Genomic DNA, 20,678 nt, shown 5'->3' with positions numbered 1-20,678 from the left:
CATTCCCTCCTGGAACCCGTGGTCAATCACGTGGCGTGATAATCGATAGTAAGATTGAAGTCAGGTGCTTCGGGGTGATTGAACTTCAGTTTGAAGGATTTGGCATCGTTGTCACGATGCTTCCCTGGAGGACCCGGCAAAATTTCCACGTCCGCCTGATAGCTCTTGGATTTCCCGAAGACCTTTCCTTTTTCCGGAAACGTAAACTTGATTCTGGAATCGGAGGGCTCAACGGCCTGCAGCACCAGTTCTTCATCAAAGTTCTTCACGAAGAAGGTTACTTTAGCTTTCTTTCCACTGGAAGCCGGGAATTCCCCGAAGTGCAGGCGGTTGTAGTCAACATTGAAATTGGCACCGTTCACCCCACGAATTTCGATGGGGCCCCCTCGCCGCCCGATCACGCCAAAATTGACGAACAGATCGTCGTTTGCCTGGCTGCTGTCAGTTGGAATAATTTGCAGGCGAATCGTTTCCCGGAAGCGTCCAATGGGAACATCAGGACCTGCTTCCACCTTGATCTTGTATCCACTTTTCGCCTGATGAGGAGCGAGTGTCTCTTCGTCTGCCGGTTCCCACGTAATTTTTGCCCGAGCGTTATCGCGGGGCATTTCCTGGATTGTGAAGCCGGTCAGGCTCTTGGAACCGATATATCCTTCGGCCGTTGAGGGCTCGGTCAACGACATATCGCCAAAGTCCCATTGCCCTTCCGGGAAAATGCGGACCGCCTGGTCAACCATGCCGGTGATTGCCAGTTCGATTTTTCGCTGGTCCGGGTCATCCGTCATGACGGGGACCGTCTGGCGGAATTTCTCCATCTGGTTCTTCATGACCCACTTGACCAGGATGCTGATTGACTCACCCGGAGCAAGCTCGCCCTTCTTCTCAACTGCTTCACCGTTCTTGGTGATCTCGCCCAAAGTACATTGGCAGGTCGGTTTGCCCATTTCGAAGCGAAGCACCCCTTCTCCCACGTTCTTGATGGAAAAGACATGCTCATCAGTGTCGCCGACATTCTTCACACCAAAGTTGAATTCTGACTCAGTCACCTCGGCTTTGCCGAAAGGGCCCGATTTGGGCAAAGGAATTTCTTCTGCCGGTTTCGCCTCGCTGGGGTTCGTTTCCGGCGATGTCGAAGTTGAAACGGGAAGTGCACCACCAAAACGTCCGACCCAGACGATCAGGGCGAGTGCACCCAATCCCAGAACAAGGGACAATACAATCGAAAACGGTTTCACAGATGGGACCTCTTTGATTTTTCGCAGGGCGACTATCTGTCGTGTGCCGCGCGCCTTCAGCGTCGCAATGCGAAGTATAAACGAAAAAGCTCGCGCTGCAATTCGGCGAGTCTCAGGGTGATGCCTTATAGGACTTTACGATGCGGTCTCCCCGATCAGGGATTCGAGCTCACGTTTTCTGGATTCTTCCAGGTACCTGTCCACATGCCCCCACTCGCGGTTGATGGCCTCCTGCCGCAGAGCCTTTTCGGCGACCTCTCTTGCTTGAGCCAGCTTCCCCGCCCGTTGACAGGCAATTGCCAGCTCGGACATCAAAATCGCATTGGTAGGGTAACGATCCCATGCTCGTTCCAAAGCGGCCACCGCCTGAGCGGCATCTTTACTGTTTTGCGACGCCCTCCATCGTTCCATCCACCATTCCGCTAGTCGAACGTCATCTCGAAAATACGTCGGATTTCGCCGTTTGGCGTCATTCAACAGTTGTACGGCGTTCAGAAATGATTCGTTGGACCGGAAATGGTCTGCCGCCGCTTGGCGATATGAGAGTTCCGCACGCCGCCGCGTCGATTCGCTCGACCAGCCATCAGCCTGCTCCCCCTTCCGGTATTCCAGCTCGGCGGCACTCAACTGGCCTTTGGTGACCAGACGATCTCCGCTCATCAGTGCTGCCTGCGTGATACTTATCGGGCGAATTCCCGTCGTTATCAGCCCACACAGGAGAAGCAGGCTGAAAGCGCTCAACGGCAGCCAGCGGATGTCGACTTTCCCCCGCATCGAATTCTGTAAACCGGGACGGTGAACCGTGCCACAATCAATTAACGTCAGCAGCAGCAGGCTGATGGCTGGCATTCCAATCCCCCCCGCCCCGCAGAGATGGCACATCAGCGTAAACGCCGCTGCGTGCCAGCCGGCTCGCAGCAGTGAGGTTTCCGCCTGAATTCCGTCGAGTACACGGCACAGGCCCCAAAACAGACCCATTGCGACAGGCAATACGACCAGCAAACGGTCGTCCGCACCGCTGAGCAATAGCAGCAACCAGGCCACGGCGGCTATTGAGGCGAGGAGGATTCCCCACTGCGGATTAGCGCCGGAGACAGGAGCTTCCGTTTCTGGTTCCGTTCCCAAATCCTTAAACAGGACGACGCCAATCAGCACCAGACCGAGGAACGACGCAATTCCGCCGCTGGCGAAAACGTCCAGAAACAGATTGTGGGGATCGGCGATCTCTTCGCTTGCTTCCGGCAACTTATAGCGGAGGTAGTGACTGCGAAACTGTCCGGGGCCAACACCAAAAAGCAGCTGATCGGCGATCATCCGGGTGGTCGCCTGCCAATACTGCAAACGGTACTGCAGTGACTTGGGAGCTTCGGTGAGCACCTGTCGGTCAAGCCCTCCGAACATCGTCAGTCCCCATCCGAAAAACAGCAGAAACGCTCCGACACCAACGCAATACTGCAGGCCCCGAACGGTCAGGAGGGTGCGGCCGGAAAGCAGCATCAGCAACACCAGGCCAGCCCCCGTGCCCAACCACGCCGTGCGGCTTTTCGTCAGCAGCAGCGCCCAGCCGAGCACAAGGAAGACCACGATCCAGAGAGTAAGTTGCTTTCCGCTCCAGCGATTGCCGGCTCGAATTCGGGACGCGACGACACTCACCGCCAGGATCAGGCTAACGGCGAGGAATCCGCCGAATGAGTTTGCCAGAGCGAAGAAACCGAGTGGTTCTCGGCTGTCCCTCAGCCGTTTCTCGAACAGGATCAGTGCGGGGCCGTCGGTCGGAATATTCTCCGAAGCCAATTCCTTACGAATACTTGCCGCTTTATTTGGATCTGCCTGCTTGAGTCTGTCAAATAAGGGGGCGTACTTTGCTGCCATCTGCGGAAAGTCGACATAGTGCTGGTACAGGCCCAGCCCCGCCGAGGTAACTCCTGTGGCGAGCAGGGCTGCCAGCAGTTCGCGACGGAATTGAAAACTTCCGCAGTGCTGGTGCAGGATGAACCAGGCAATCACGACCCCCAGAGCTTCCCAAGCGAGATTAATGGCCGTTCGCTGATCGCCGGACCCCAGGACGATCTGGAGGGTGGAAATGGCCTCGCCACCGAATAACAGAGCGACACCAACTCCCAGCCAGCCGAGTTGGAACTGTGTGGAGGGCCAGATCCACGATAGCAGGGACCACCCCAGTGCGGCGGTTATCCAGCCCGCAACGATCCACAGGGTGTCTCCCTGATCGGCGGATTCAGCGACGTAGAAAAAGCGACTTAGAAAGAGAACCAGCACCCACCCCGCGAATAGCCAGCGGATTGTCTTTTCCAGGCGAGTCGTTCCCGGGTGTCGTGCTGCCCCCCCCGTTGCGGATCCCGCCGTTCGAACTGCTCGACTGTCTGCCATTCCCATTCCCATGTCCGTTAGGGCTGATCACGTGGTGCCGCTTCCAGAATGGCAATTAATAGCAGGATGCAACCGACACAGGCCACCACAATCACAGCTGCATTCCACGTCGAAACAGCATAGAGAGTCAGCCCCAGCAGTGACGTGATGATCGTCGTCAGATGTACTGTCAAGACGGCTTGCTCTTTGGTAAGTCCCAATGCAACAAGACGATGTGAAAAGTGCTTTTTGTCGGGCTGAAACGGGCTGCGGCCCTCTTTCAAACGAATGAGGACTACCGAAGAGATATCGTACAAAGGAACGGCGAGAACGCAGAGTGGCGCCAGAATCACGTGTTGACTCTCGTCTGCGGGAGTGTAGAAGGTCCCCAGCAGGGTCATGCAGGCGATGCTGAAGCCGATAAAGTAACTGCCGGCGTCTCCCATAAAAATGCGGGCCGGCGACCAGTTATGGCAGAGAAATCCCATCAGTGATCCCGCCACGATCAGAAAAAATCCGCCGACGAACCAGTGAGGGTCCCCCGGTTTCGTCAGCATCATGACCGCCAGAGTTGTGCTGGTGATCAGCCCGATCCCACCCGAAAGACCATCCATGTTGTCAAGGAAATTGAATGAGTTCACCAGGACGACCATCCACATGATCGACAACAAGATCCCCATCCAGGGATAGATCAGGAAAATCGATGCGCGTACGCCTGACATGACGACGGCGGCCGACACTCCGAACTGCAGTGCGATTCGCAGCTTCCACGAGAGAGGGCGAAAGTCGTCGATGAGCCCTGTGATGGAAAGAATTGTTGCTGCTGCAACGACTCCCCATAGCTCGGTAGCGCGATAGGCTGCTCCGCTGAGGTGCTCAGCTAATTCCAGGGGGAGCCATTTAGGTGGTTCATGCAGCCAAAGCTGAATCAAGACTTGTGCCGCAACGAGTGGGATGACAACTCCACACCAGATTCCGACGCCTCCCCCGAGAGGCGTCGGAATGACATGGACTTTCCGACTTGCTGGCTTATCAATCAGGCCGATCCGTGGAGCAACCCAACGCATCAAGCCCGTTATGAGGAAAGAGACCGCAAAGGCGGATATCAGGCAACCAGCAATCAACGGCCACATGTGTCAGGTCGTTCCGTAGGCAATAAAAACGGTCGAAGCTCGTTCATTTACGCTGCGTTAAAGTAAATGTTTGAAAGAATTTATTCGCCTTTCAATTTCTGCACGAGGACCAATCACTTGCGCGAGACCGAGAGGTGACGAAGTTGGCCGAAAGCGAGTTCTCGGGCAATTCGTCCGATGGGATCACGCGCTCTTTTTCTTTGTCGAAAATTCAGCGTATTTGAAGGGACTGATCCTTGCGGCACCGCCGTTCGGTGGTCGTCTGAGCAACGCACGGTTAGCATCAATCGGCGTTTGAATATGCTGTTCACGCGTCGGCAGGGAATTGACCGTTCGGATGGTTACAGACTATGGAAACGATACTACCACCCGAAGTGAAACTGGGGCCTCGCATCGCGGTTCTGGTTGTGCTGCTGTTGCCCATCGTATTTGTTCCCCACATGGTCTGGTGGCTTCGACTCGTGGCTTGCATCCTGCCGATGGCGCTCACCGGGACCTACCGGGTGTCGTCGATCAACGGCGACCGATTTCAGACGCAGCTCTATTTTGCCTACTTCCCTTTGAAACCGCAGAAATGCAATCTGCCGGGCGTGGTCTATGTCGAAACGAAATACAGTTCAATCGGTTCCGGGATCTGGACGTTCCTGCTGCTCGGTCCGCTTCAGTACGTTTTTGGTTTCATCTTTGACATGTTGATTCCGGCACTCGGCGGTGCCTACGAGATCTGGCTGATCACGGCAAAAGGTCGCGAGATTCCCGCGTGGCAAGGTTTCAACCAGGAACAATTCGAAGCCAACTTTGCCCTCCTGCAAGCCAGGACAGGTGCCGAGATTCGTGGCCGGTCCCGGTGATTGGCCACCGTTGTTCGAGAATTCGATGAGGGGACTGCCCCGTCGGCAGGCATCGAAAGCCGGAAAAGGCGTGTTGCATGTCGACTTTGTGATGGGACACACGGTGCTTGGCTCAGGAGACCTGCCGTTTCGTGCAAGCCGAGATCGCCAAACGTGCTGTCTTGTGGCTCTCGCAGTTCGTTGGCGTCGGCGAAAACCGTGACGGGGACTCGCCCGTCACGGCCTATCTGGTTCCAGCCTTGTTCTCGAACAGTTTCTGAGCCGACAACTTCCTGGCACTTAACCCACGATGCGACGGGGGAAAAATTTAGCGTCGGCCGAAGACCATAATGGTGATGTCGTCGTTCTGGGGGCGGCTGTTGGCGAACTTGCGAACGTCTCCCAGGATGACTTTGCCCAGAGCGTCGGCGTGGCCCCCTGTACTGGCTTTCATCAATTCCCGCAGTCGGTCTACTCCGTAAAGTTCGTTCTCAGGGTTCATCGCTTCGCTGACCCCGTCGGTATAAATGACGCAGGTTTCGCCCGGTTCGATCGTGCGAGTCAGCACGTCGTAGGGGAAATCTTCCATTACGCCAAGCGGCACTCCGATGGCTTCTTCCCCAAATTCAATGATTGTTCCGTCGGTCTTGCGGATCATGATGGGCATGTGTCCGGCGATGGCAATCGTCATTTCGCCCGAGGTCAGGTCGATGACGCACAATACAAACGTGACAAAGCGTCCCTCTACGGCGCGCGTGCACATCTGATGGTTGATTCGGTGGATCGCCTCGCGAACGTCCCCGACGAAGGTCATGACGTTAGTGACCACAGTCGCGATGCGAGACATCACCAGCGAGGCGGGGACCCCCTTCCCTGCGACATCGCCAAAGGCGAGGCAGACTTTCTTGCCGTCTTCCACAAAAAAGGCGTCGTAGTAGTCGCCGCCGACAGCCTGAGCCGTGTCATACGAGGCGAAAAACTCCCAGCCATCTGCTGCTGGCAACGCCGTGGGGAGCAGCGATCGCTGCACCCCCATGGCGATATCCATTTCCTTGTCCTGTTTCTGCTTCTCGATCGCCGTTACCAGTAGTTTTGCCTGTTCGTAGGACATCGCGGCCTGACCGGCGACCGCCATCAGCAGGTCAAGGTCCTCTTCACGAAACTGGTTGAATGGGTTCTGGGTGTCGATGTTGATCACACCCATCGGTTCGCCCGAGAGACTCAACATCGGAACGCACATCATCGACCGGATCGTCAGGTTGGCAATGGACTCGCTTGCTTCGAAACGCGAGTCATTCGTTGCATCGGACGAAAGGATCCCGGATTTCTCTTCCAGAACTTTGCTGAGAATGGTCCGGCTGAGTTTCACTGTTTCGTCATCACCCGCCCGACGATGCTTCATCGCGCGGGGAATCATCTTTGATTGAGTGTCATCGCGGAGCAGAATGCAGCCCCGATCCGCGTGCGGAAAAATGTTAAACAGTGTGTCCAGAATCTTCGGCAGCAGCGAATCGAGGTCCGAGGTTCCTGCTAAGGCACGGCTGATCTCCAGAACACCTTTCAGCTTGGCTTCCGGCTTCACATCCAGCTTGCCGAAGCCGCTGGCCTTACCCGTCATCAGCGATGATTCATCGTCGTCGTTGAGTTCGACAGTAAATGTTGTTGCCGTGCCGCTCGGATTGCCTGCTCCTGCGCTCGGCATGCGGCTGTTCGCCGGACGCGCAGGCCCGGTTAGAGGTGAAACCGACGCGCCGGAGGGATTTTCGAACCGCAGCAGGACCGGCCCAAGTTTAATGCGGTCTCCATGCTTAATGGCTTTTGGACCGACAAGCTTATTCCCGTTGACGTAGGTGCCGTTCCCGCTGCCCATATCCTCAACGATGTACTCTCCGTCTTGTTTCAGGACACGCGCATGTCGCCGCGAAACCATCCCCGACTTGATTTCCAGTGTGCACTTGGGATCTCGGCCGAGCATCGTTTCGTCAGAGGTGAGTTCCAGCGTTGTCGCTTCACCGTCGAGGAGGAGGATTAATTGTGCCATGTTCCGGCCTTGAAACGTTTTGAGACGGTAGCCTGTTAACGGAATCTCGAGCGGTGAGGATTCTACGTTCGATGCATCGGTAGCGAAAGCAGCGCTCGTTGATTAGGTCCCTTAGACGTTGAAAATTGATTCGACGTTACCGCGAAGAAGCTGTTTTCCGAGCAAAATTGCTTCGTTCTCGCTCCATTTTCGTGCAATTACGAAATCCTGAGCGAGAACTCGTGAGAGGCATTGCCGGTACATCGAGAATTTCGGCCACGCGAATTCCAGCTTGTACATGTCGCTGTAGTAACCAACCTGCTTGTTGCGCGGGACGGCCTGCAGTCGAGCTCGGGTGTCGAGTTCGATGTATGCCGGAATGTTGGAATACCACCAGTGAGCGTTGGTGACCACGTTTGGAAAGATCCAGCTATAGCTGACAAGTTCCTGGTTGCTGGCCTGAGCCAGGACTGAGACAGGGAATGTGACTTGCGGGAAGGCGTTGAAGAGCTCTCTATACTGAATTAACGAGACTCGCTGGTCGAACAGATCCTGCCCCTGATACACCCCCGACGGGTAGACGCGCCTGTTGACCCCGATCATGAGATCAAAAGGAAGTCGATACTCCGCACAGAACTCGGCAATCGTCCAAAAGACGAAGTTTTGACCGACGTCTTTGGTCGTCGAGTCGGGATCCAGGAACGAGGTTAGGAAGTTGGTTTCAGACAAGTCGCCGCGCGAAGGCTGGCGAGGGGCAAAGCTGGGTGGGAGGCTGATTGCGCACGCTTTTGCCCCATGCCGAACGAAGTGTTCGAACAGCTTACCGATGGCCTGTCGGATTCGTTCGGGGTTCGTCGTTTCGATCCCCGTTGCTTTCGTCAGACGTTCTCTCACAGCCGGGTTGGTGAAGTGGAACACAAGATCGTCGGTCCGCAGGCATGGGATGTAGCGAGCTGTGTCAAAGCCGGTCAGAGGATCGTCGAACTCGTTCGTCAGAAAGACCCGCTCGATTCCCGACTGTTTCAGGCACTGGTCCTCCCAGTCAGGCTGTGCCATCACGGTCGCGGCTTTGTCGTAAAGCGATTCCCAGTTTGCGGGAGTAATACGGTTGTCCTGGAAACCGAAAAACTTGCGACAAAGCTCGACCAACCAACTGACTTGGACTGTATTGTCCAGATGATGCAATGATTCCACCAGGCGGCCCACCTTGGTCTTGGGGTCCAGGCCGGGTTCTTCGATCAGAGCTTTGGGCATTCCCGAGGAATGAGCCAGTTCGGTGTAGTAATGATAGCCCATGATGTCCGCGAGCGTCGTGGACGCAGGGGCATGTGGGTTGATGTGCGTGTGAGGGTCGACCAGCACGATCTTTGTCAATTCGGCACAGATCCGACCAACCAGTTCCTCTGACATTTTCACGTTCCAATCACGGCACAAATTTTCAGGCTCCGATGTGCGAACCAGTGTGGCGAGTGCAATCTCAGGATGCAATCACCGCCAGAGACAGACTTTGCCAAGAGCGCAATCCCCGGCAATGTCCAGGTGTCCAGATTGAGTCGCGACCGCATATCAATTCTTGGGGTAAGCGGTTAACTCTAATTGTCCCCTTCCGGCAGGCCGTCTGTGAGTGGCTGTGGAGCAGGATTCTTCGTTCGCGCTCCGTCCTCCGCGTGCCTGGGTCTGTGCCGCGAGTGCGAACGCGGATTGTGGGAACCTGCTCGCGGTCCCAATGGTCAAGGGCTCGAAGAATGGACGTGCCAATTACCCGGCTGATGTTGTCCGTTAAACGTTTTGAACGATTCTCTTCGCTGCCGGTGCGAGTCATGGAGCCTGCTTCTGCGGGTCAGAAGAAGCCGGGATGATGTGTCGATTCCAGGGGCTGGTCTGAATTACTGCGTCCCCTGCACTGTTCCCGATTCTCGAGGCGTTCGCGGGGCCAGGATGTAGCCCAGCGCCACAGATCTGTCGCTTCGTCGCGCGGTTGTGTTTCTGCAGTTTTAGTCTCTGTAAGATGTTTTTTTGTAAAAGTTTATGTGTTTTGGCAAGGCGTTCTCCGCAATTCAGCTTCGACTGAGTTCCGCAGCATAACGGGCATTCCCCGATCGCCATCGGGAATGGTGTTCGGAAGGCCGTAGGGCTGGAGATTGGATGGTAATGCCAAAAACGTTAGATTCGACCTGTTATGATCGCCAAATGTCTAATTCGCACAACCTGAACAGCTTGACAAACAAATCACGGTCGATATGTTGGGTTGTTGACACTCCGCTTGACCGGCCCGCCTTTAATTCCACGACGACGACGCCTTCCTTGCAGTCTGGATCGACACGAAAAACTTGATCGAAACAGGCTGAAAACCGCATCCCTTCCGGGAAAGACCTCATGAGAATGCCATCCACTGTTTGTTGCCGCTGGCTTGCAGGTTCTCTGGCTCTTTGTGCCTTGCTGCTTGCGCCGGGACTCTCTAATGCCGCTCCTCCCAAAGGTCTGGGAGATCCCGGGCAGTTAATCAAACTGCAGCTTGAACCCAACGTGGACTCGAAAGGGATCTTGCTGCGAGGTCGCGACGGGCGGCAGCAGTTGATCACCACCGGAATCTACTCCAGTGGCCAGATGCGCGACTACACCCGTAAAGTGGATTACAAGATCGAACCTGAAGGAATCGTTCAAGTCGATTCGGTCGGGCATATGACTCCACTCAAGGACGGCAAGGCGATCGTCAAGGCGATCGGCTCGGGTCTCACGGCAGAATTGGCTGTCGAAGTAACCGGGCTTGCTAACGATATCCCTGTCAACTTCCCCAACCAGATCACCCCGATCTTCACGAAATTGAACTGCAACAGCGGGGGGTGTCACGGTAAAGCCAGTGGACAGAATGGTTTTAAGCTCTCTCTCCTCGGGTTCTACCCCGAAGACGACCATGAATTCCTGGTCAAGGAAGGCCGCGGCCGCCGAATCTTCCCCTCCTCACCCGGACAAAGCCTGCTGCTCACCAAGCCCGTTGGGAAATCTCCGCACGGCGGCGGCAAGCGGATGGAAGTCGACGGATACGAGTACCGACTGATCTCCCGCTGGATCGAGCAAGGGATGCCGTACGGCAATCCTACCGACCCATTTGTGGTTGGCATTAAGTGTATTCCCGAAAGCCGCGTGATGGATCGCAGCTCCGAGCAGCAGATCACCGTCATGGCTGTCTACAGCGACGGGTCGACCGAAGACGTCACTCGTATGGCGCTGTATGAACCAAATGATCCCGAAATGGCAGAAGTCAACGTCACGGGGTTGGTCAAGACTCTGGATCTGGCGGGTGAAGTCGCCATTATGGCGCGCTACCAGGGACAGGTTGCTGTCTTCCGCTCGACGATTCCTCTCGGTGCCGAAATCGCCGAGAAGCCGCCCGTGAAAAACTTCATCGACGCCGCTGTTGTGGCCAAATTGGACGTGCTCGGCATCCCTGCATCCCCCGTCAGCGACGATGGGACCTTCCTGCGTCGCGTCTACATCGACATCACGGGTACGCTGCCCACGGAATCGGAAGTCTCGGCCTTCCTGGCGAGTACCGATCTTGACAAGCGTGCGAATATCATTGATCAGCTGCTCGATTCGCCAGCCTACGCAGACTACTTCACAAACAAATGGAACCTCGTTCTGCGAAACAAACGACGGGCTAATGACGATCTGGCTCCAACATACGGATTCCACAAGTGGATCTGGTCCAGTCTCTATGAGAATAAGCCGTATGATCAATTCGTACGAGAAATTCTGACCGCTTCCGGCAGTGCGGATGATAGTCCCCCGGTTGCCTGGTATCGCGAAGTCGATCAACCGAATGAACAAGTGGAAGACGTTTCTCAGCTGTTCCTGGGTCTCAGAATTCAATGCGCTCGCTGCCACCATCATCCCTTTGAGAAATGGAGCCAGGACGACTACTACGGTATGGCCGCTTTCTTCAGCCGTATCGGACGGAAAAACATCATCGGTGGCAACAATACGTTGCGCGACAAGCGAATCTTCACCATCGATAACCAGGGACCTGCCCAGGCTCGTAACGAACGAACGGGCAAAATGCTCCCTCCAACCGGTCTTGGTAGCAAGCCGTACAACGTCAGTCCCGAAGACGACCCACGAGCCCTGCTGGCTGACTGGATGGCCGATCCACAGAATCCGTTCTTCGCCAAATCCCTGGTGAATCGCTATTGGAAGCACTTCTTCAGCCGCGGCATCGTCGAGCCTGAAGATGATATGCGTGAAACCAATCCCCCGGCGAACCCGGAACTGCTCAATAACCTTGCTCAGAGCTTCATCGCCAGTAAGTTTGATATTAAGCAACTGGTACGAACGATCTGCAACTCATCCACATACCAGCTGAGCTCTTTACCAAACGAGTACAACCTGAAGGATAAGCAGAACTTCTCTCGGTACTATCCAAAGCGATTGACCGCGGAAGTTCTTTACGATGCCTTCCATCAGGTCACTTCAACGAACCAGGCCTATAACGGACTTCCTTCCGGAACCCGGGCTATCCAACTGCCGGACGCGAGCATTGGACCCTACTTCCTGAAGGTATTCGGACAGCCACAAGCAGACACGGCATGTGAGTGCGAACGGTCGCAAGAAGCGAACCTGGCTCAAAGCCTGCACCTGCTGAACAGCAGCGAAGTTCAGAACAAGATCGCCGACGGGAATGGCCGGGCATCGAAGTTTGCGAACGATAAAGATCTTCCAGCAGAAGCGAAGATCAAAGAACTGTATCGCTGGGTCTACAGCCGCGAGCCTGATCAGGAAGAGATGCAGATCGCACTGGCTCACCTGGAAAAACACAAGGAAAACCCCAAGGTGGCGTTCGAAGACATCGTTTGGGCTTTGATTAACTCGAAGGAATTCCTGTTCAATCACTGATCCCTGATGTCGGCAATGACGGACGGCCGAAGTTGGCGGCCGTCCCGAATCGAACTGCCTCTGTTTATACGAAAGGCGAGATGTGAAAGTCGTCGCCCGGTTTCCTATGCAACGAGTCATCCTCACGTTGATTTGCTTCGTGATTCCCACGACGATCGTCAACGCTCAGCTTCCCTCTACCCGGCTTTCAGCACTGTTCCCTCCCGGAGGTCAGGCTGGCACGGTAACCGATGTCACGCTGACCAGCGGCGTTGATCTGGAAGAAATTACGACTCTCGTCTTCAATCACCCCGGCATCACCGTGGCCCCGAAGACGCACGATGTCGGAGGTAAGCAAGTACCGATCCCGAACCTGTTCCAGGTTTCTGTCGCTGCCGATGTTCCCCCGGGGAAGTATGAAGTCCGGACCGTCGGATTCTTCGGGATCAGCAATCCGAGGACATTCATCGTCGGTGCCTTGAAGGAACTCATCGAGACCGAGCCCAACAACGCACGCGAGCAAGCAATTGCGATTGAAGTGAACCAGACAGTGAATGCTCGTATCACAGGGGCGACCGACATTGACTGGTATAAGTTTCCTGCAAAAGCGGGACAGCGATTGCTGATGGACTGCGTCTCCCGCAGGCTGGATTCCCGTTTGGATGCCGCCCTGGAAATCTATAGCGCTAGCGGAAAGCGACTTGGGTTCGCCCGGAAAAATCTCGTCAGTCAGGACGCACTGATTGATCTAACCGTCCCCGTAGACGGAGAGTATTTTCTGAAAGTCTACGACTTCACTTATGCAGGTGGCGAAGACTTTCCCTATCGATTGACGATCTCAACCGGTCCCTATATCGACTTCGTGATTCCTGCCGCAGGCGTTCCTGGAACGACGAGTCCGTTTACGCTGTACGGGCGAAACTTGCCCGGAGGACAACCCGCCGGTCTTGATCCACAGGGCCGAGCACTGGAAAAGGTGGTCGTCAATATTGCGGTCCCCTCCACTCCTGATGTTCTTGATCCCAAGACCATTCTGGAACCCTTTTCCGCAGGAATTGATGCTTTCCCTTATTCGATCTCCTCTGCAACGGGGCCATCGAATGTGGTCATGATTCAGTTCAGCAACACGGTTCCCACGATAGAAGTCGAGCCGAATGATAATGGATCGATCGCTCAGAAGATTGTCGTCCCCGGTGAAATCTCGGGTCAGTATCAGAAGCGAGGCGACGTCGACTGTTACCAGTTTGATGCGAAGGCCAAAGACGCATTCTGGATCGAAGTGATTGCTCACCGGGCCGGTGCGGCAGTTGATCCTGTGCTGGTCATCGATCAGGTCAAGGTTAACGAAAAAGGTGAAGAGTCGCTCACGCGCATCAGCGCTCTGGACGACGATCCGAACAATCCCCTTGCCAATCTTTTCGACACGCTGAATGATGACAACGTGGTGAAGTTCCTGGCACCTGCCGACGGACAGTACCGCATTACATTGCGAGAGAGATACGGGAATTCCAAGCAAGACATGGGCGTCTATCGGTTGATCCTTCGCAAGGACGCTCCTGATTTCCGTGTTGCGGCAGTTGCAACGACGTTGATTCCTCCAGGTCCTCGTCAGGCTGCTCCGTCAGGGATCAATCTGCGACGCGGAGACAACTTCCCGATTCACGTGATTGCGCTTCGTCGCGATGGTTTTGCTGGTCCGATTACTGTGTCCGCAGAGGGCTTGCCTCCCGGCGTGACATGTCCCGACATCAGTATCGGAGTCGCACCTGCCAGTGGAATTCTGGTCTTCAAATCGGCAGAAGACACACCCGCATGGGCGGGTACCATTCGTCTGGTCGCAAAGGCGACACTCGAAGACTCGGCTGCGGTCGAAGCATTCACCGTTGCTCAGAACGCTGCCAAGCTGGCCGTGGATGAACTTGGTGCGGCGGGCAAGGCATTCGCTAAGCCAGCAGAAGACTTGGCAAAAGCCAATCAGGCGCTCACGGCCGCCAAAGCTGAACTGGCCCAGCAGCCTGACGACGAAGGGCTGAAGAAGAAGGTCGCAGACGCAGAAGGTGTCGTGGCAACGGCAGCCGCGGCAGTTAAGCCATTGGCTGACGCTCAAGCCGCCGCAGAGGCGAAGGTCGCGGTAACAAATGCAGCGTTGGCGAAAGCCGAAGCTGCGAAAGTCGCCGCAGCTCGGGAAATTAGTCATCCGGTCCGATATGGTACCGTCGTCTGGGGAGCACCTCAGCCGAATATCCCCGGGGACGCTCGCCTCGCCCAGTCAATCGAACTGTCGGTGATGGAAGAGCTTGCTCCTTTCCAGCTGACAACGAATGTTCATCGGATCGATGTAAATCACAGTCGGCAGATTCTTGTTCCTGTGGTGGTCACCCGTCGTAATGGCTTCGACCAGCCTGTGAACCTGACCGTTCAGGGGCAGCCGCCGAACGTCCAGATTGAAAATAAGCCCATCCCGAAAGAGAAGTCTGAGGAGGTGTTCCGTTTCTTCGTTCCACCCAATACGCCTGTCGGAACATACGTGACCCACTTGACGGGGCAGGCCGCAGTATCGTACCGGAAAAACCCGCAAAAAGCGGATCGGGCAAAAGAAGAACTCACCGCATTGGAGCAAGCTGCCAACGAAGTCGCAGAGGCGATTAAAGCGGCCACTGCTGCTCGAGATACCGCGGTCCAGAAAGCCACGGATGATGCTGCGAATCTCAAGAAGCTGACCGATGCCCGAGACCAGTCGCTCAAGGCGGTTCAGGACGCAGAGGCCAACGAAAAAGCCGCGGCAGAAACACTGAAAAATGCTGGCGATGACGCCAGTGTAAAAGCGGAAGCTGAGAAAAAGCTGGCAGAAGTTCGGCTAGTGACCAAGGCTGCCCTGGAGGCAAAGACTGCGGCTGAAAAGCAGCGAATCGAAGCGGAAGCCGCAGCAAAAAGTGCAGAAGAGGCCAGAGCCAAAGCAGAAGCCGAGCTGAAGGCTCTGGATGAAAAGAGTAAATCAATTGCGGCGGCGAAAGGAGCAGCGGATCAGAAATTCAAAGCGGCAGATGCGTACGCAAAAGCGGCGAATCTGAACTTCCATCCGACGACGACGCCAATCGTGATTACTGTCAAACCTGCCCCGTACACTCTGTCTGCGGCACCTGCCGACGGCGGAAATGTCAAAGTGGGGGCTAGAAATGAAGTTAAATGCGAGATCAAACGTCAAAACGGATTCGCTGGTCCGGTCACCCTGACTCTGCCACTCCCTCCAAATGTGGGGGGGGTGAAGGCAGAACCAGTGACAATTCCCGCGGATCAGTCTGCCGGGACTCTGGTGATCGAAGCTGCCGCGGATGCTGCTGAGGCTGCATTAGCCAATATGGTTGTTCGGGCGACGTCGCAGTTTGATGGGGAAGCGGCTGTGGATCAGCCAATTACCCTGAAGATTGTCAAGTAGTCTGGCTTGGGTACCCCCCCAGCGGTCATTGAACAAGAGATGAGATAGCGCCTGACTCGTCCCTCCGAATCATCGATCTCACAGGGGATCGGTCCAACGTAAGGCTACGAGAAGCTCTGCAGCAGTGTGAATAGAACAGGTTCTCCTGCGTTGCATCCACGAATCGTAGTACTGACTTCATGAATCGAACTTTATCTGCACAAGGCGTTTTTATGCGCTCTCTACTCACTGCCGCGTCACTTTCTGTCTGTCTCGTGCTGGGATACTCATTGCCGAGTCATGCTGAAGAAGCGGCCAAACCAGGTCAGATTGTCGCTGAAGAAGCCAATCTCGGACGTCCTGTCGACTTCGAAAAAGATGTCCAGCCGATTTTGGATGAGAAGTGCGTCGCCTGTCACAATGTGGCTATTCCTGAAAGCAAACTGGTCCTGGAAGATGTCCCTTCCATTCTGAAGGGGGGAAAACGAGGACCCGCCGTTGTTCCAAAAGATGTTGCGAAGAGCCTGATCTACCAGGTTGCTGCCCGTGCAGCCGAACCTGCAATGCCTCCCCTTCCGAACAAAGTTTCGGCCTCGTCTTTAACCCCGCAAGAGCTGGGAATTCTGAAGAAGTGGATTGAAGAAGGAGCGAGTGCTGGAGATAGCGCTGGGAACGTGACAGTTCCCTGGCAGTCTGTTCCTGCCAATATGAACTCGATCTACAGCGTCGCATTGTCGACTTGGGGGCGCTGGGCGGCATGCGGTCGAGCCAATCAGATCGATCTCTACGATCTCGCTACGGGCGAATATGTCACCCGCTTGCAGGATCCACAATTGCTGACAATCAAGCAGGGAGATAAGCAGTTCTACCCGCATGGGGCCGCTCATCGTGACTTTGTACACGCACTCGCATTTAATCCTCAGGAGAATCTGCTGGCTTCCGCCGGATACCGGGAAGTAAAGCTCTGGCAGCGGCTCCCGAATCAGCAGCGAGGCGCATTCCCTCAGGACCAGGCCGTCGTCTCGATGTCGGTCTCACCCGATGGAAATTGGGTGGCTCTGGGGCGAGCCGACAATTCTCTGATCCTGCAGAGCCTGAAAGATCCGAACACACGTCGAGTTCTGGCGGGTCATACTGGACCAGTTACGGCGACTCAGTTTTCCCCAGACTCAACGAAGCTCTTCAGTGGTTCATCTGACAAGAGCGTTCGCTTGTGGAGCGTTGCGGATGGACAGCAGGCAGGTCTGCTGAATACCCCGCACGAGGTGACTTCGCTCGCCATCAGCCCCGATGGCGCGAAGGTCTATTCGGGACACGCGGGTGATCATTTCATTCGCGGGTGGGCAGTTCCATTCGCCACGGCGAAGCCTGCAGAAGGTGACAAGCCTGCCGAACCGGTCGTCCCTGTTGTTGAACTGAAAGGCCATGGCGGCCCAGTGACGTCGCTTGCCGTTGTCCTTCCCGCAGGTACACAGCTTGTTTCCGCCAGTGCGGATGCAACGTGGCGAGTGTGGGACGCAACAACCGGGGCCCAGGTCACTGCTCCGAACCACGGTGCACCGATTGTTTCGATGTCCGTAAGAAACGACGGTCAGTTTGTTGTCACTGCGGGGGCGAACAACGTCGCACGCATTTGGAAAATTGATGGCAGTCCAGTCGCTGAAATGAAGGGCAATATCGCGGCCCAGCGACACATTCTGAAGCTGACTGATGCTGACACGGTCGCCAAGTCGCGCGTTCAACTCGCGGATGCAAGCTTTAAGGCGGCTGAAAAGAACTTTAAAGAACGTGAAGAAGCCACGAAGAAGGCCATCGAGCAGAAGGATGCGATGGAAAAGGCTCTCGGAGAAGCCAAGGCAAAAGAAACCACCGCTGTAGCAGCAGTCGAAGCTGCGAAAACAGAACTTGCCGGCAAACCGGAAGACGAAGCTCTGAAGAAGAAGGTGGCGGATGCAGAGGCTGCCGCGGCGAAGGAAACTGAGGCAGTCAAGAAGGCTCAAGACGCATTTGATGCTGCGGTTAAGACGGTGGCACAGTCTGAAAAAGGGCAACAGTCTGCTGATGAGCAGCAGAAGCAAGTTAAGGCGGTCTTCGATGCAGAGACGGCTGCTGCCAAGGAAGTCGAAACCGTCTTCAATCAGGCCAAGGCCGACCTCCCTGCCCTCGAAGCCAAACAGATGAAGTCTGTGGCCTATGTCGATGACGGACGCTTGATCGCGATCGCAGGTGAAGATGGCGTCATCCGCCTTTGGAGCGGCACCACGGGTAAACCATTGGAAGAGATTACTGGACATGCCGCAGGCGTCGGTCTGGTCGCATCGGGGCCCGGGAAATTGCTTGTGGCGGCAGGAGATGACAAACAAGTCCTGGCATGGGATGCAAACCCTGACTGGAAGCTGCTGGCTACGCTGGGCCCTGCAGACAATTCACTCGGTCTCGAACGGTCACAGATGATTGATCGAGTTTTGTCGGTGGCATTCAGTCCCGATGGGAAACTGCTCGCAACCGGGGGCGGGGATCCTTCAAGAAGCGGGGAACTGATCCTCTGGAACGTCGAGACCCGAACGATTGCACGACAGTTCCCCGAGGCTCACAGTGATACGGTCTGTGCTCTCGATTTTTCGAGTGACGGGAAGTACCTCGTTTCCGGTGCTGCTGACAAATTCGTCAAGCAATTCGATGTCGCGACGGGCAAGTTGGTTCGCTCGTTTGAAGGGCATACCCACCATGTTCTCGGTGTGAGCTGGAAGGCCGATAGCAGTCGGATTGCCAGTGCAGGTGCTGACAACGCAATCAAGGTCTGGAACGTGGAAACTGGCGAGCAACATCGCACGATCCAGAATTACAGCAAACAAGTCACGACGATTCAGTACATTGGTGCCAGCGACAATCTGATCAGTGGAAGCGGTGATAAGACCGTTAAGATGCACCGGTCGAACGACGGAGGAAACTACCGGAACTTCGCTGGATCGACTGATTACGTCTATTCGGTCGCTGTCACTCGAGACGAAGCCATCGCCATTGCAGGTGGTGAAGATGGTGTCTTGCGGGTCTGGAATGGGACGAACGCGCAGGAACTCTACAAATTCGAGCCCCCGAAGCAACCTGCTGACAACGCACAGGCAATTGTCCGTTAGGTTCGCATCGATTCATGCGAGTCTATTCAAGAGACGAACTTCTGCTGCTAACAAACTTCGTCCCAAGAAGCAGATGATTGAGTTTCACCAGTTCGCTGGTGGGCTCAGAAGTCTAAAGCCGGTCCTTGGGACCGGCTTTCTTCATTGGGGAAAGTTGCGTCCTCTTTTGGGAGGTCAATTCACTTTCCGCCCTGCCGTGGCCTGATTGTCGATGTCTCAAGTGATCGTTGGAGGCTTCGACTCGTCAACCGGCACGGACGGATGTCGTATTGTGTCAGTCCCAGATGACGAACCTGGGGACTGTCCGAACCGGACTGAGCAGGATGACGACTCGTTTGCCGTCCGTATAGTACGGATCTCCCGTCAGGTTATGGCGAGGCGACTGAGGCGTACTGGGTGGTGCGGCGGAAACGTATCCTGCCGCTTCGACCCGTTCGGCATCCAGCATGTCTTCGAGCAGGTAATCTCGTGATTCATCGACATCCGCGTCGATCCTGTGGGTTGTCAGGTTCCATGCCGCAGTAGTGAAACGGACCCCGATATCGCGACTGACCTGACCGATCCAGACCGGTTGACCGTGCAGTGTGAGCGGTGCCAGCCAGAGCCGCAGATGGAGTCGCTGGCTGATCGATTCGCGAATCTGCTGCAGGGCAATGTCCTGGCTGCGACCAAACAGATAGAGCGGACTGACGGGTGAGTACCGATATTCAGAACCCAGCAGGAACGCGCGAGCGGTCTTCCAGCATGTGGCCAGACTGATGACTTCGGTCTCGTCCCAGCGTCCCGCAAACGAGTTCAGCAGCGTTTCAAAGCTGCCAATCAACACCAGATTGATGGGGTCCCCCGAGCCACGATTGTGGCGATTGCAAGTTGCCGTCGAGACACTTTTGAGCCGTTCGACCAGTGTGGAAACGTCGCAATCATGGGCGGCATTTTGGGGAACATGCTCATCGAGTTTGCGGTGCAGGTAATCGGAATTGATACTGGGGACAGCAATCACAAACGTGAGATCGACACCGCGGCCTGCTTCAAATTGGAGGTTCGCCAACTCTTCTGGATCAGCCGAAAGGACTGCAGATTCGACCTTCGCCACGTGCTGTCCGTCGAGCGACTTGCCGATGGAAAGCAGCCGCACGCGAACCATCTTCGTCCCGGCATCGAACGCGGTGAACACAAAGCCTTCGGCTGTTTCTCCGGGCCCGATGGGTCGGCGATGAAAAGCCAATGACTGGAATAACTCGTCGATCTTCTGATTGGCCCAGCCAATCGAGAGTAGCTTCAAGGGGGCCAGAAACAGCAATGGAAGGAAGAACCAGGCAAGAATGCCAAATGAATAGAGCCGCTTCAAGAGCGAAAAATGACAGCGGGCGGCTGCCTCTAAGGGAGGGTAATAATGTGGATCCAGGCTTCGGAAATGGAGCTTTTGTGATTCCGCAGAGCGATTGACCACTCGAACATAGACCGGTTGCAACCCCTTCACCGACAGCGGGACTCCGAAGAGACGGTCGCTTTCTTTGGGGCTGGGAGCCCCGACGGTCACCTCGACGTCAGAACTGATTTGAGTTTGGGCACGAGCCAGAAACCCCATTTCTGAGGAATCTGGCTCGTAAACGACGAGAAAGATCCGCCTGAGCCAATTTTGAGCGGGCATGAAGCGAACTTTCTTAAG

At 55.5% G+C, this 20,678-nt stretch carries 10 protein-coding genes; 4 read left to right on the top strand and 6 right to left on the bottom strand.

Translation table 11 applies throughout. From position 1 onward, the window contains the following. Nucleotides 1-26: 26 nt before the first annotated feature. The 3 genes from ACGY09_RS20725 to ACGY09_RS20715 form a co-directional block, all read right to left on the bottom strand. Nucleotides 27-1,235 (bottom strand): DUF1573 domain-containing protein, encoded by a 1,209-nt coding sequence (locus ACGY09_RS20725; RefSeq protein ID WP_397569264.1) that lies wholly within the window; start codon nucleotides 1,233-1,235, stop codon nucleotides 27-29. Nucleotides 1,236-1,370: 135 nt separating this feature from the next. Next, nucleotides 1,371-3,623, bottom strand: coding sequence for an O-antigen ligase family protein (locus ACGY09_RS20720; protein ID WP_397569263.1), 2,253 nt, complete (start codon nucleotides 3,621-3,623; stop codon nucleotides 1,371-1,373). A gap of 17 nt (nucleotides 3,624-3,640) precedes the next feature. Then, nucleotides 3,641-4,669: an MraY family glycosyltransferase gene (locus ACGY09_RS20715; RefSeq protein WP_397569262.1), complete on the bottom strand. Its 1,029-nt coding sequence runs from the start codon at nucleotides 4,667-4,669 to the stop codon at nucleotides 3,641-3,643. Nucleotides 4,670-5,085: 416 nt separating this feature from the next. Between ACGY09_RS20715 and ACGY09_RS20710 the strand changes: the two genes are divergently transcribed. Further along, a complete protein-coding gene (locus tag ACGY09_RS20710; RefSeq protein WP_373653032.1) occupies nucleotides 5,086-5,586 on the top strand; it encodes a hypothetical protein in 501 nt (166 codons plus the stop codon). A 307-nt stretch (nucleotides 5,587-5,893) separates the two neighbouring features. Here the strand turns inward: ACGY09_RS20710 and ACGY09_RS20705 are convergent, their stop codons facing one another. Beyond that, nucleotides 5,894-7,606, bottom strand: a complete 1,713-nt coding sequence (locus tag ACGY09_RS20705; protein ID WP_397569261.1) for a SpoIIE family protein phosphatase — start codon at nucleotides 7,604-7,606, stop codon at nucleotides 5,894-5,896. Between the two features lie 111 nt (nucleotides 7,607-7,717). Then, entirely contained in the window at nucleotides 7,718-8,995 is a 1,278-nt protein-coding gene (locus tag ACGY09_RS20700; RefSeq protein ID WP_397569260.1) for an amidohydrolase, read from the bottom strand. Nucleotides 8,996-9,961: 966 nt separating this feature from the next. On the opposite strand from ACGY09_RS20700, the gene ACGY09_RS20695 reads away from it, so the two are divergent. The 3 genes from ACGY09_RS20695 to ACGY09_RS20685 all read left to right on the top strand — a co-directional run bounded on the left by ACGY09_RS20695 (nucleotide 9,962) and on the right by ACGY09_RS20685 (nucleotide 19,009). Continuing rightward, nucleotides 9,962-12,478 (top strand): DUF1549 and DUF1553 domain-containing protein, encoded by a 2,517-nt coding sequence (locus tag ACGY09_RS20695; RefSeq protein ID WP_397569259.1) that lies wholly within the window; start codon nucleotides 9,962-9,964, stop codon nucleotides 12,476-12,478. Between the two features lie 106 nt (nucleotides 12,479-12,584). Continuing rightward, a complete protein-coding gene (locus ACGY09_RS20690) occupies nucleotides 12,585-15,893 on the top strand; it encodes a hypothetical protein (RefSeq protein ID WP_397569258.1) in 3,309 nt (1,102 codons plus the stop codon). A gap of 212 nt (nucleotides 15,894-16,105) precedes the next feature. Beyond that, entirely contained in the window at nucleotides 16,106-19,009 is a 2,904-nt protein-coding gene (locus ACGY09_RS20685) for a c-type cytochrome domain-containing protein (protein ID WP_397569257.1), read from the top strand. Between the two features lie 274 nt (nucleotides 19,010-19,283). Here ACGY09_RS20685 and ACGY09_RS20680 read toward each other — a convergent pair whose 3' ends face one another. Further along, complete coding sequence (locus tag ACGY09_RS20680; RefSeq protein WP_373653026.1) at nucleotides 19,284-20,660, bottom strand: LssY C-terminal domain-containing protein; 1,377 nt, start codon at nucleotides 20,658-20,660, stop codon at nucleotides 19,284-19,286. Between the last annotated feature and the right edge of the window lie 18 nt (nucleotides 20,661-20,678).

The organism is Schlesneria sphaerica, assembly GCF_044336245.1.
GTDB classification, from domain to species: Bacteria; Planctomycetota; Planctomycetia; order Planctomycetales; family Planctomycetaceae; genus Schlesneria; species Schlesneria sphaerica.
This window is presented reverse-complemented; position numbering and strand designations above follow the sequence as displayed.

Bases quoted from the DNA above. Each gene is read 5' to 3' on its own strand.
- ACGY09_RS20720 (WP_397569263.1), bottom strand. From the start codon at position 3,623: ATGGCAGACAGTCGAGCAGTTCGAACGGCGGGATCCGCAACGGGGGGG.
- ACGY09_RS20715 (WP_397569262.1), bottom strand. From the start codon at position 4,669: ATGCGTTGGGTTGCTCCACGGATCGGCCTGATTGATAAGCCAGCAAGT.
- ACGY09_RS20710 (WP_373653032.1), top strand. From the start codon at position 5,086: ATGGAAACGATACTACCACCCGAAGTGAAACTGGGGCCTCGCATCGCG.
- ACGY09_RS20705 (WP_397569261.1), bottom strand. From the start codon at position 7,606: ATGGCACAATTAATCCTCCTCCTCGACGGTGAAGCGACAACGCTGGAA.
- ACGY09_RS20700 (WP_397569260.1), bottom strand. From the start codon at position 8,995: ATGTCAGAGGAACTGGTTGGTCGGATCTGTGCCGAATTGACAAAGATC.
- ACGY09_RS20695 (WP_397569259.1), top strand. From the start codon at position 9,962: ATGAGAATGCCATCCACTGTTTGTTGCCGCTGGCTTGCAGGTTCTCTG.
- ACGY09_RS20690 (WP_397569258.1), top strand. From the start codon at position 12,585: ATGCAACGAGTCATCCTCACGTTGATTTGCTTCGTGATTCCCACGACG.
- ACGY09_RS20685 (WP_397569257.1), top strand. From the start codon at position 16,106: ATGCGCTCTCTACTCACTGCCGCGTCACTTTCTGTCTGTCTCGTGCTG.
- ACGY09_RS20680 (WP_373653026.1), bottom strand. From the start codon at position 20,660: ATGCCCGCTCAAAATTGGCTCAGGCGGATCTTTCTCGTCGTTTACGAG.